This window comes from Mesorhizobium onobrychidis (genome assembly GCF_024707545.1).
GTDB classification, from domain to species: domain Bacteria; phylum Pseudomonadota; class Alphaproteobacteria; order Rhizobiales; family Rhizobiaceae; genus Mesorhizobium; species Mesorhizobium onobrychidis.
In genome coordinates, this window is sequence record NZ_CP062229.1 from 820,698 (window position 1) to 832,831 (window position 12,134).

Genomic DNA, 12,134 nt, shown 5'->3' on the forward strand with positions numbered 1-12,134 from the left:
TGGAACACCCCTCATCCGACCGAGCTTCGCTCGGCCACCTTCTCCCACAAGGGGAGAAGGGAGAGCAAAGCGGGCAAACCTTGTCTTGTCATGCCGACCATGGTAGCGAACGCCCGATTTCAATCCGGTCAGCAACGCTGCCGAGGCAAAAGGACAAAGGCTTATGGCCAGCAAAGACGACGCGCCGACCGGCGCGGCCAGTGGCAACGGCGACGCGACGCAGCCTTCGCTCAACGTGCTTGCCCAATATGTGAAGGACCTTTCCTTCGAAAGCCCCGGCGCGCCAAACTCGCTGCGCGGCCGCGACAAGGCCCCCGGCATAGCCATCAACGTCAATGTCAACGCCAACCCGCTTTCGGACAAGCAGTTCGACGTCAATCTGACGCTGAACGCCAAGGCATCCTTCGATAAGGAAGTGCTGTTCAACGTCGAGCTGGTCTATGGCGGCGTGTTCGCCATCAGCGGCTTCCCGCAGGAACACATGCTGCCGCTGCTGTTCATCGAATGCCCGCGGCTGCTGTTCCCGTTCGCCAGGCAGATCATCGCCGAGGCCACCCGCAATGGCGGCTTCCCGCCGCTGATGCTCGACCCAATCGATTTCGCGCAAATGTTCCAGCAGAAGCTGGCCGAGGACCAGGCCGCCGGCAAGGCCAAGGTGAGCTGAGGCGAGTGTCGCGCAGACATTGAAAAACCCGGCCTCGCGCCGGGTTTTTTCTTTGGGACGCCGGAGGGACAGCGCCCCCCTCTGTCCTGCCGGACATCTCCCCCACGAGGGGGAGATTGGCAGCCCAAGCGTCTCGCTCATTCCTGCGACGATGAAGATTGGCGAAGGCCGATGTGAAGTCCGATCTCCCCCCGTGAGGGGGAGATGCCAAGTTTTGGCAAAGAGGGCAGGACAGAGGGGGGCGCGACGGATCGCTCCAGTCAAAATCACTATGCCGCGGAACTCGCTTCGGGGGCGACGCGCAGCCAGAGCGCCTTTTCGCCCAGCGTGCCGACCATGCTCGCGTGCGCGGTACGCTCCGCGTCGGTCAGACGAGACGGCAGCGCTATCGGCCGCACGCCGATGCTGATGTCGATATCGTCGACACTTCTCCTGCCGCCGGCCGGCGCCGTGGCGCTGTCGAGGATCAGCGCCGCCTGCTTGCCGCCGATGAGCTCGATATAGACCTCGGCCAGCAATTCCGAATCGAGCAGCGCGCCGTGCTTGGTGCGACGGGCATTGTCGATGCCATAGCGCCGGCACAGCGCGTCCAGCGAGTTGGGGCCCATCGGATGCTTGCGGCGCGCCAGCGCCAGCGTGTCGACGACAAGTCCGGGGTCAACGACCGGGTGGCCAAGCCGGCCAAACTCGACATTGAGGAAAGCGATGTCGAAAGTGGCATTGTGGGCGACCAGCTTGGCGCCGTCGATGAAGGCAAGAAACTCCTCGGCGATGTCGCTGAAGGCCGGCTTGCCCGTGAGGTCGGCGGAGCTGATGCCATGAACGGCCTGCGCCTCCGCATGAATTGGTCGTCCTTGCGGATTGATGTAATGGTGGAAGGTGCGGCCGGTCGGGAAACGATTGACCAACTCGATGCAGCCAAGCTCGATGACGCGGTCATCACGGAAATCGAGACCGGTGGTTTCCGTATCGAAGATGATCTCGCGCATCGAATCAGTCCGTTGGGTTCCGGCGTTATTCCAGCCGAATCATGATGGGAACAAATTGGCAACATATTACGCCGGACGCAAGCGCCGTTAAGCAGGCTTGCTGGCTTTATCCCCGACCAGTTCGGCGACAATCGCATTGACCGCCGCGCGCGCCGCATCAAAACCTTGTCCGGTGTCGATGACGAAATCGGCGGCTTCACGCTTTTCGGCGTCGGGAACCTGCCTGGCCAGGATCGACGCCAGTTTCTCCTCGCTCATGCCCGGCCTTGCCAGCACCCGGGCGCGCTGGATGTCGGGCGAGGCGGTGACGACCACGACCTTGTCGACGCGGTCGCGGCCGCCGGTTTCGAACAGCAGCGGGATGTCGAGAACGACAAGCGGTACGCCGGCAGCGCGGTTCCTGGCCAGGAAGGCGTCGGCGTCGGCGCGGACCAGCGGGTGGATGATCGCTTCCAGCCGTTTCAGCGCGGCTGCATCGCCGAGCACCCGCTCGGCCAGCTTGGTGCGGTCGACCGAGCCAGATCTGGTGGTTCCGGGAAACGCCGCCTCCACCAGCGGAGCCGCCTTGCCGGCATAGAGGCGATGCACTGCCTCGTCCGAATCGTGGACGGGTACGCCGGCTTCGGCAAACATCTTCGCCGTGGTCGACTTGCCCATGCCGATCGATCCGGTGAGGCCTAGCACGATCATGCTTTTCATTCCCTGGTCATTGCTTGGGCGCCAAGATCGGCGACAATCATCTGCCGCAATTCGGCAGTGACGTCAGGCCTGATGCCGAACCAGCGCTCGAAGCCGGGCACTGCCTGGTGCAAAAGCATGCCGAGCCCGTCGACGGTCTTCAGGCCCCGCGCTTTGGCTGCGGCCAGCAACGGCGTTTCCAGCGGCACATAGACAATGTCGGTGACGATGGCATGATCCGGCAGCCTGGCCGGATCGGCGGACAGGCCTTCATGGCCGTGCATGCCGAGCGCTGACGTGTTGACCAGCAGGCCGGCATCGGCAAGCAGTTCGCCGGTCGCGACCGTGCCGTGGGCGGAGACCCCGCCGCCGAAGCGGTGGCGCAGCTCCTCGGCTCGGGCGAGCGTCCGGTTGACGATGCGGATATCGTCAACCCCGCGCTGCTTCAGCGCCTGGATGACCGCGCGCGAGGCGCCGCCGGCGCCGAGCACCACGGCCGGGCCATTGTCTGCCCAGCCCGGCGCATGCTCGTCCAGATTGGCGGCAAAACCATGGGCGTCGGTGTTGCCGCCCCACAGTTTTCCGCCCTCGAACCACAGCGTGTTGACGGCGCCGATCTGTTCGGCCGCGTCATCGCGGCGCGCCGCCAGCGCGAAGGCGGCCTCCTTGTGCGGGATGGTGACGTTGCCGCCACGGTAGCCATTCGCCTCGAGCGTTTTGACAAATTCGGCAAAAGCCTCCGGCGCGACATCGATCGCCCGATAGCTGCCGTCTATACCGTATTTTGCCAGCCAATAGCCGTGGATCTTGGGCGACCGGGAATGCGCGACCGGGTGGCCGGTGACGAAGGCTTTTTTCGCGGCCTCAGCCATCGATGGCTCCGAGGTCGCGCAGCTTGGCCAGAACGGGCAGAAGCGGCAGGCCGACGACGGTGAAATAGTCGCCTTCTATTCTTTCGAACAGTTGGATGCCCTCGCCTTCGATCTGATAGGCGCCGACGCTGGACAGCGCCTTGGCGCCGACCCGCGCCAGATGGCGGCCGATGAAGGCCGGATCGAGCTTTCGCATGGTCAGGCTGGCGATGCCGACATGCCGCCACAGAACCGCGCCGTCGCGGGCGAGCACGACTCCACTGTTGAGCTGATGGGTCTTGCCCGACAGCGCCAAGAGATGGCGGCGCGCGGCTTCCATGTCGGCCGGCTTGTGGAACACTTCGTCGCCGAGCGACAGCGTCTGGTCGCAGCCGAGCACCAGAGCGCCGGGCTTTCGCTCGCTGACCTCGGTGGCCTTGGCCTCGGCAAGCACCAGTGCGATGTCCTCGGGGGAGATACCGCTGCCCTGCAAAGGTGCTTCGAGCGCGCGCTCGTCGACTTCCGCCGGCACCGCCTCGATGGCGACGCCGGCGTTGACGAGCAGCGCCTTGCGAAACGGGCTGCCCGAGGCAAGAATGATTTTTTCGGCCATTATCTGTCGCTTAAGGTTGGTTGAGATTCCGATCGGGAGACGGGCGCGCAAGCAACTGCTGTATCGTTGCGCTCTTCGGGCCACAGTAACGGCATGGATCCTAGGGTCTCCGCTACGTCGCTTCGCTCCTGCTCCGCCCTAGGATGACGAGGGCTTAGTGGTATAAGGCCAATCGCAGATGTCCGAGATTGGCAGTTGCGTCGCGCATAGCGGGTGGCGGCTGATGCCAAATCGCGATCCTTCGAGATTGGCTGAAACGCTCCTCACTTCGTCATCCTAGGGCGAAGCAAGGAGCGAAGCGACGCAGCGGAGACCCTAGGATCCATGCCGTCACCTTCGACCTTCGCAGCGCTGAATGGTTGGGCAACACCTCGCCCAACTCCTTGGCCTCATTATCTTGTCTTTCCCCGCAGGGCAACGATGGCCGCCGCCGTCTCCTCGATCGAGCGGCGGCTGACGTCGATCATCGGCCAACCATGCCGCGTGCAGATCTGGCGGGCGTAGGCGAGTTCCTCGGCGATCGCGGCGCGGTCGACATAGTCGGTCGGCTCATAGGCGCTGGTGTTGCCGAGGATGCGGTTCTGGCGGACCTGCGAGATGCGCTCGGCGGTGGCAATAAGCCCGACGATCAGCGGCTTCGTGGCGTTGACCAGGCTTTCCGGCACCGGCACGCCGAGCACGATCGGGATGTTGGCGGTCTTGATGCCACGATTGGCGAGATAGATGCTGGTCGGCGTCTTCGAGGTGCGCGAAATGCCGACGAGCACGATGTCGGCGTCGTCCATATTGGCCGGCAGCTGGCCGTCATCATGCTCCATGGTGAAGTTGAGCGCGTCGATGCGGCGAAAATATTCGGCGTCTAGAACATGCTGGGCGCCGACGCGGCGACCGGCCGGCGTGCCGAGATAGGACTGGAACACGGTCAGCACCGGTTCCAGCACGGAGACGCAAGGCAGGCCCATAACCGCGCAGCGCTCGTCGATGCCGCGGGCGAGCTTCTGGTCGACGACCGTATAGAGGATGATGCCCGGCTCCTCCTCGATGTCCTCGAACACTTTCGTTACCTGCTTTTCGGTGCGGATGAGCGGGTAGATATGCTCGATGGCGCGCGCATCCTTATATTGCGCCGAAGCCGCGCGGCCGGCCGCCAGCAGCGTTTCACCGGTGGCATCGGAAATCAGGTGAAGGTGAAAGAAGCTCTGGGGTTTGTTCACAGGGGTTCGTTCCAAGCTGTGGGCCGATGTGGATAAGGTCGGTCGGAAAGATCGGCCGGTTCGGGGCGACTGTATCAGATGTCAGTTTGTCCACAATTCGATGCGCTGTCGGCTTCGTCGGGCGGCTGGGGACAAGTTCGGGGACGTGCTTTTTTGACTAAGCGTCATCCACAGGTCGGTTTTCTTTGCGCGGGCGGCAACGCATTGACTCCAGTCGGAAATTTCCAACTGTCCCCAAAGTCCTCCTATCCGGCAGAAGAAGCACGCGACAATATGCTGGCTGGTCTTTTCCGGGGCAAAGCGGGACAGGAGAAAACCACCGATACCAACAGACTCTTAGAATCATAAGATTCCTAGAAATAGAATATTTAATTATAGAGAAGCCTGGAGAGGCGAGCGCTGAATGCCCGAAAGCCGGATCATGCTGGACGTGTTGAAGGGCAAGGCTGCGTTTCCGCCGCCGCTCTGGATGATGCGCCAGGCTGGCCGCTATCTGCCGGAATATCGGGAGACACGCAGGCGGGCCGGATCGTTCCTCGATCTTTGCTACGATCCCGATCTTGCCGTGGAAGTGACGCTGCAGCCTATCGAACGCTTCGGCTTCGATGCATCGATCCTGTTCTCCGATATCCTGGTCGTGCCGCATGCGCTGGGCCGCGACGTGCGCTTCGAGGAGGGACGCGGGCCGCTGTTGACGCCGATCTCGGCGGCAGAGATTGCGGCTCTGGACGGCGAAACGTTTCACGTGAATCTCGAACCGGTCTACGAGACGGTCAGACGACTGCGGGCAAAACTGCCTGATGAAACGACGCTGATCGGCTTCTGCGGCGCGCCGTGGACGGTGGCGACCTATATGATCGCCGGCCACGGCACCTCAGACCAGGCGCCGGCGCGGCTATTCGCCTATCGCGAGCCGGCGGCTTTCCTGCAGCTGCTGAACGTTCTTGCCGATCATTCGGCCGCCTATCTGATCCGCCAGATCGAAGCCGGCGCCGATGTGGTGCAGATCTTTGACTCGTGGTCCGGCGTGCTCGATGAAGTTTCTTTCGACGCCTTTTGCGTCGGGCCGGTGGCGGAGATCGTCAGGCAGGTTCGGGCCGTCCATCCGAACGTTCCGATCATCGGCTTTCCCAAGGGCGCCGGCGCCCACTATCGCAGCTATCGCCAAAAAACCGGCGTGACCGGGCTGGGGCTCGACTGGACCGTGCCGTTGACGACGGCGAAGGAACTGCAGCGCGGCGGCGCCGTTCAAGGCAATCTCGATCCGTTGCGGCTGGTGGCCGGCGGCAAGGCGCTAGCCGACGGCGTCGACGCAATCCTGAAAGCACTGGGCGATGGGCCGCTGATCTTCAATCTCGGCCACGGCATCACGCCGGAGACGCCGATCGCGCATGTCGAGGCGATGGTGAAGATGGTGCGGGCACCTCGATGACCGACACGAATACGACCGGCAGGAGCGCGGGTAACAGCGGCGGTGCAGCGATGCGTCGAGCAGCGATCGCCATCATCATCTTCCTCGTCCTGGCTGGGCTTCTGTTCCTGTTCGGGCCGGATGATTTCTTGCCCTGGGCGAAGGCGATCCATGTTATCGCCGTCATCTCCTGGATGGCGGGCATGCTCTATCTGCCGCGGCTGCTGGTCTATCATGCCGATGCTGAGAAAGGCTCCGTCCAGTCGGAGACCTTCAAGGTGATGGAGCGCCGGCTGCTGCGTGGCATCATCAATCCGGCCATGATCATCACCTGGGTATTCGGCCTCTGGCTGGCCTGGAAAGGCTTTGGTTTTCAGGGCGGCTGGCTGCATGCCAAGATTGCCGCGGTGCTCGGGCTCTCGGCCGTTCATGGCTATCTGGCCGGCGCGGTCCGCAAATTCGCCGAGGACCGCAACGAAATGCCCGCGAAGCACTGGCGGATCGTCAATGAGATCCCCACATTGCTGATGATCGTCATCGTCGTGCTGGTCATCGTGAAGCCTTTTTGACGCCGCCGCATCGGCCAGAAATCGGAATCGATTTTCGGAAAGTACGATGCGGGACTCGAAAAGTCTTACAGCGTCCCTTTGCGCGTCAAGAGAGACGCGCAGCGGCCACAAAAGGCGGCTTGCTCTTTTAGTCGACCGACGATAAAAGACGGGTCTTCCTTCCCGTCATGCGCCGTCCATTCATCGCTTCGGCCGCGCCCGGCATTTGTCGCATCCCGCCGATATTTTCCCCATGCTTACTCACTCAGAGTCCGTCTAATGATGCAAGAAATGAAACTCACCGAGTTTAAGAACAAGAAACCGCCAGAGCTGATCGCTTATGCCGAATCGCTCGAGGTCGAGAACGCCAGCGTGATGCGCAAGCAGGAGCTGATGTTCGCAATCCTGAAGCGGCTAGCGACGCAGGATATCGAGATCATCGGTGACGGCGTGGTCGAAGTGCTGCAGGACGGTTTTGGCTTCCTGCGCTCGGCCAATGCCAATTACCTGCCGGGTCCGGACGATATCTATATTTCGCCGTCGCAGATCCGGCGGTTCTCGCTGAAGACCGGCGATACGGTCGAAGGCCCGATCCGCAGCCCGAAGGAAGGCGAGCGCTATTTCGCGCTGCTCAAGGTCAACACGATCAATTTCGACGACCCGGAAAAGATCCGCCACAAGATCCATTTCGACAATCTGACGCCGCTTTATCCGACCTCGCGACTGAAGATGGAAATGGACGTTCCGACCTCGAAGGACATCTCGGCGCGCGTCATCGACCTGGTGGCGCCGCTCGGTAAAGGCCAGCGCGCCCTGATCGTGGCGCAGCCGCGCACCGGCAAGACGGTGCTCTTACAGAACATCGCCCACTCGATCACCACCAATCATCCGGAATGCTATCTGATCGTGCTCTTGATCGACGAGCGGCCGGAGGAAGTCACCGATATGCAGCGCTCGGTGAAGGGCGAGGTTGTCTCCTCGACCTTCGACGAGCCGGCGGTGCGCCACGTCCAGGTCGCCGAAATGGTGATCGAGAAGGCCAAGCGCCTTGTCGAGCACGGGCGCGACGTCGTCATCCTGCTGGATTCGATTACCCGCCTCGGCCGAGCCTACAACACCGTGGTGCCGTCATCCGGCAAGGTGCTGACCGGCGGTGTCGACGCCAATGCCCTTCAGCGGCCGAAGCGCTTCTTCGGTGCGGCTCGCAACATCGAGGAAGGCGGCTCGCTGACCATCATCGCCACCGCGCTGATCGATACCGGCAGCCGCATGGACGAGGTCATCTTCGAAGAATTCAAGGGCACCGGCAACTCGGAAATCGTGCTCGACCGCAAGGTTGCGGACAAGCGCATTTATCCGGCCATGGACATCCTCAAGTCCGGCACCCGCAAGGAAGACCTGCTGGTCGCCCGCCAGGATCTGCAGAAGATCTTCGTGCTGCGCCGCATCCTGGCGCCGATGGGAACGACCGACGCCATCGAGTTCCTGATCGACAAGCTCAAGCAGACCAAGACCAATGCGGATTTCTTCGATTCGATGAATACGTAAGAGGGCAAATGCGCGGCCCCCTCTTACCTTCTCCCCCTTGTGGGAGAAGGCGGATTGGCGCATAGCGCCAAGACGGTTGAGGGGTGCTGGGCGGATCGCCGTCGGTGCCAAGCTGGAGCACCCCTCATCCGACCGAGCTTCGCTCGGCCACCTTCTCCCACAAGTGGAGAAGGGAGAACCGCGCCGCAGCCCCGTCACCTATCCGCGCCGCAACCGCCGCTCAAGCTCCTCAGCGTCCGCTATCACTGGCAGGCAGACCTGCCCGGTGCACAGCCAGGCGCCAGGCTTGTCGGTTGGCGGCAGAGCGCCGTCTGGCAGCATCGGCAGGTTCGTTGCTGAGCCGACCGGCACGATAATGTCAATCCGGCGCGGGTCGGGATTTCGATTCGCAACCGGAACAAGCCCGGGATTCTCTGGGTTGTCCACCAGCACCAGTTTCAACGGGTCGATTGCCAGCGCACAGGCGTTGACGATGCCTGCCTGGCCATAGGCCTGATGCGCCGCCCGGCCCGCCGCGTGTTCGGCGACCTTCCAGGTCTTTTCATGCAATTCGAGAGCGCCCGAAAGCGAACACAATCGAACCATGGCCTCGATGATCTGGCCGGTGGCTGAAGGAATGGCCTCGTCGACATCGCCCCTGATGCGGATCGGCACGTCGCTGCTGTCCGATGCGGTGAGATAGTAGCCGGTGTTGTTCTCATCGCTATGCCATTGATCGAGCTGCGCGATGAATTGGCCGGCCAGCTCTGCATAACTCGATGTGCCGGTAGCCTCGAACAATGAGATCGCGGCGTTGGCCATGGCGGCGTAGTCGCTCGACAGTGCCGGAAACAGCTTCTTTGCTCCAAGCATCGAATGCGGCAAGCGGCCGTCTCGAGCAGCGCCGGCAATGGCGGCAAAGGCCTGTTCCGCCGCCTCGATCCAGTCGATCCGTTTCAGGGCGCGCCCGGCTTCGGCGACAGCCGCGATGACCAGGCCGTTCCAGTCGGTCAGGATTTTTCCGTCACGCCCGGGTCTGACACGCCGCTCCCGGGCTGCCAGCAACTTTTCTTTCATCGGAATGAGCCGGTCGCGATCGGTGACGCTTTGTGTTTGCTGGGCCTCAGTCTGGTGAATGATGGGCTTGCCTTCCCAGCCATGCGGACTGGAAAGCGTGAAGTAGTGGAAAAATAGGGACAATTCGTCGCCGAGCGCGGCTTCTATCTCATCCCGGCCCCAGGTGTAGAACAACCCCTCCTCGCCCTCGCTGTCGGCGTCGAGGCTGGCAGCGAAGGCACCGCCATCGACGCGCATCTCGCGCAAGAGCCAGTCGATCGTCTCTTCGATTCGCACCCGGAACAATTCATTGCCGGTCGCTGCATAAGCCCAGTTGCACAGCCGGATGAGCTGGGCGTTGTCGTAGAGCATCTTTTCGAAATGCGGCACCAGCCACTCGGCATCGGTCGAATAGCGGCTCAGCCCGCCGCCAATATGGTCGTAGATGCCGCCCGCCAGCATCTTTTCGAGGCTGAGCAGGACGGCGTCGCGATGGGCTGTGGCGCCGTCACGCAGCCAGGACAGCCAGAGCGTCTGCATGAATGGCGCATTGGGGAACTTGGGCGCACCGCGCATGCCGCCCAGCTCCCGGTCGATCATGCCGTCGATGCCGTTGGCGAGCGTGGCGAGCGTGTCGCGATCGAGCACGGTTTTGGCATGCGTGCCCGCCAGCCGCGCCTCGACATGCGTGGTCAGGCCGTCGGCGCTTTGGTTAACGCTTTCTGTCTTCTCCCGCCACGCCTTGTCGACCGCCTCCAGCACCTGGACGAAGCCCGGGCGGCCGTAACGGGCTTCGCGCGGAAAATAGGTGCCGCCCCAGAAAGGTTTTCCGTCCGGTGTCAGGAACATTGTCAGCGGCCATCCGCCCTGCTCGCCCATCGAGGACAGTGCGGCCATATAGATCTGGTCGATGTCCGGCCGCTCCTCGCGATCGACCTTGATATTGACGAAGAGACGGTTCATGACGGCGGCGACGTCGTCGTTCTCGAAGCTTTCGTGGGCCATGACATGGCACCAGTGGCAGGCGGCGTAGCCGACCGAGAGCAGGATTGGCCGCTGCAGCGCCCTTGCTTCGGCGAGCGACGCTGGCGACCATGGCCGCCAATGCACCGGGTTGCCGCTATGCTGCTGCAGGTAGGGGCTGGCCTCTTCGGCAAGTAGATTATGCGCGGGCAGATTTTGCGCGGTCACGGTCGGGCACTCGGCGAATTGTCGATGAATAAGCGAAGCTAGGGCGGTTGTGCTGGGTCGGCAAATGATTTCAGGTGATTCCATTGTTGCCCTGTCAAGCGGCCGCCTGCCCGCCGGTGTTGCCGTGATCCGCATTTCCGGCGCGCAAAGTGGATTCGTCCACGAAACGATTGCCGGTTCGATTGTTCAGAACCGTGTTGCCGCCTATCGCAAGTTCAGGGCGCCCGACGGATCGGTGCTCGACAGCGGCCTGGTCGTCTTTTTCGCCGGGCCCAACAGCTTTACCGGCGAGGACATCGCCGAATTCCATGTCCATGGCGGGCGCGCCGTGGTGGCGAAGATGCTGGAAACGATCGCCGGCTTTGACGGCGTCAGGCATGCCGAACCCGGCGAGTTCACCCGCCGCGCCTTTCTCAACGGCAAGGTCGATCTGGTCGAGACCGAGGCGCTGGCCGATCTCATCAACGCCGAAACCGAGGCGCAGAGGCGCTTTGCCGTGCAGAATGCCGAAGGCGCGCAGAGCGAGCTCTATCTCAACTGGCGCCGTCGACTCATTCATGCACGGGCGATGATCGAGGCCGAGATCGATTTTGCCGACGAAGACGATGTGCCGGGTTCCGTTGCGGAGACGGTCTGGTCGGACGTCTGCGCTATGATCGACGAGATCGAGCGTCATGTCCAAGGGTTCCGGGCCGCCGAAATCATCCGCGACGGGTTCGAGGTCGTCATCCTCGGCGCGCCGAATGCCGGCAAATCGAGCCTGTTCAACGCTCTGGCCCGGCGCGACGCGGCGATCGTCACCGAAGAGCCCGGCACCACCCGCGATCTGCTCGAAGTGGTGCTCGATCTGGAGGGGATGCGGGTAAGAGTGACGGATACCGCCGGCTTGCGCGAAACGCCCGGCAGGATCGAGGCGATTGGCATCGAAAGGGCGAGGAGCAAGGCCGGGACTGCCGATTTGTTGCTGGTGCTGGAGGATATGGTGGAGCCGGTCCCGATCGGGGCAATACTGGCTGATGTCCCGTCATTGCAGGTTGGAACAAAGGTCGATTTGCTGCGGGATGAATCGCTTGTGGCGCGCTACGACTCGGTAATCTCGACCCGGGACGGGACAGGGCTGGCGGAGCTGCTGGCGGAGATCGCCCGTCGCGCTGCCGCGCAAATCGGCCAGGCCGGCGATATCCTGCCGTCGCGGCTGCGGCACGTCGAACTTCTCAACGAGACGAAGCGCTTCCTGCTTGCGGCAGTGACAGGGAGCGAACGCGGGCAGGAACTGCGGGCCGAGGAATTGCGGCTGGCAGCGGATAGGCTTGGCCGGATCGTTGGGGCCGTCGATGTCGAGGACATGCTGGACGTCATCTTTGCGCAGTTCTGCATTGGCAAGTGACTCAC

11 protein-coding genes are annotated in these 12,134 nt (G+C 62.7%); 5 read left to right on the forward strand and 6 right to left on the reverse strand.

Annotated features, from left to right (window positions below; all coding sequences use genetic code 11):
- The first annotated feature begins 163 nt into the window (after nt 1–163).
- On the forward strand, nt 164–664 hold the full coding sequence (secB, locus tag IHQ72_RS03910; protein WP_258121261.1) for a protein-export chaperone SecB: 501 nt from the start codon (nt 164–166) through the stop codon (nt 662–664).
- 269 nt (nt 665–933) lie between these two features.
- Here the strand turns inward: secB and dnaQ are convergent, their stop codons facing one another.
- The 5 genes from dnaQ to IHQ72_RS03935 all read right to left on the reverse strand — a co-directional run bounded on the left by dnaQ (nt 934) and on the right by IHQ72_RS03935 (nt 5,009).
- Nucleotides 934–1,653 (reverse strand): DNA polymerase III subunit epsilon, encoded by a 720-nt coding sequence (gene dnaQ, locus IHQ72_RS03915; RefSeq protein ID WP_258121262.1) that lies wholly within the window; start codon nt 1,651–1,653, stop codon nt 934–936.
- Between the two features lie 87 nt (nt 1,654–1,740).
- Nucleotides 1,741–2,343 carry a dephospho-CoA kinase gene (gene coaE, locus IHQ72_RS03920; protein WP_258121263.1) on the reverse strand — a complete coding sequence of 201 codons (603 nt, stop codon included), beginning with the start codon at nt 2,341–2,343 and terminating at the stop codon, nt 1,741–1,743.
- Nucleotides 2,344–2,348: 5 nt separating this feature from the next.
- Nucleotides 2,349–3,203 (reverse strand): shikimate dehydrogenase, encoded by an 855-nt coding sequence (locus tag IHQ72_RS03925; protein ID WP_258121264.1) that lies wholly within the window; start codon nt 3,201–3,203, stop codon nt 2,349–2,351.
- Nucleotides 3,196–3,795, reverse strand: a complete 600-nt coding sequence (locus IHQ72_RS03930; protein ID WP_258121265.1) for a Maf-like protein — start codon at nt 3,793–3,795, stop codon at nt 3,196–3,198. Before IHQ72_RS03930 ends, IHQ72_RS03925 begins: the two co-directional genes overlap by 8 nt.
- Before the next feature lie 392 nt (nt 3,796–4,187).
- A complete protein-coding gene (locus IHQ72_RS03935) occupies nt 4,188–5,009 on the reverse strand; it encodes a pyruvate, water dikinase regulatory protein (protein ID WP_258121266.1) in 822 nt (273 codons plus the stop codon).
- A 403-nt stretch (nt 5,010–5,412) separates the two neighbouring features.
- Here IHQ72_RS03935 and hemE point away from each other — a divergent pair, with 403 nt between their 5' ends.
- From hemE to rho, 3 genes are all read left to right on the forward strand, one after another.
- A complete protein-coding gene (hemE, locus tag IHQ72_RS03940) occupies nt 5,413–6,441 on the forward strand; it encodes a uroporphyrinogen decarboxylase (RefSeq protein ID WP_258121267.1) in 1,029 nt (342 codons plus the stop codon).
- Nucleotides 6,438–6,989, forward strand: coding sequence for a protoporphyrinogen oxidase HemJ (gene hemJ / locus IHQ72_RS03945; RefSeq protein WP_258121268.1), 552 nt, complete (start codon nt 6,438–6,440; stop codon nt 6,987–6,989). Before hemE ends, hemJ begins: the two co-directional genes overlap by 4 nt.
- A gap of 261 nt (nt 6,990–7,250) precedes the next feature.
- Nucleotides 7,251–8,516, forward strand: coding sequence for a transcription termination factor Rho (gene rho, locus IHQ72_RS03950; RefSeq protein WP_027153631.1), 1,266 nt, complete (start codon nt 7,251–7,253; stop codon nt 8,514–8,516).
- 198 nt (nt 8,517–8,714) lie between these two features.
- Here the strand turns inward: rho and IHQ72_RS03955 are convergent, their stop codons facing one another.
- Nucleotides 8,715–10,742: a thioredoxin domain-containing protein gene (locus IHQ72_RS03955; protein ID WP_258121269.1), complete on the reverse strand. Its 2,028-nt coding sequence runs from the start codon at nt 10,740–10,742 to the stop codon at nt 8,715–8,717.
- A gap of 64 nt (nt 10,743–10,806) precedes the next feature.
- On the opposite strand from IHQ72_RS03955, the gene mnmE reads away from it, so the two are divergent.
- Nucleotides 10,807–12,129 (forward strand): tRNA uridine-5-carboxymethylaminomethyl(34) synthesis GTPase MnmE, encoded by a 1,323-nt coding sequence (mnmE, locus tag IHQ72_RS03960; protein WP_258121270.1) that lies wholly within the window; start codon nt 10,807–10,809, stop codon nt 12,127–12,129.
- Nucleotides 12,130–12,134: the final 5 nt, after the last annotated feature.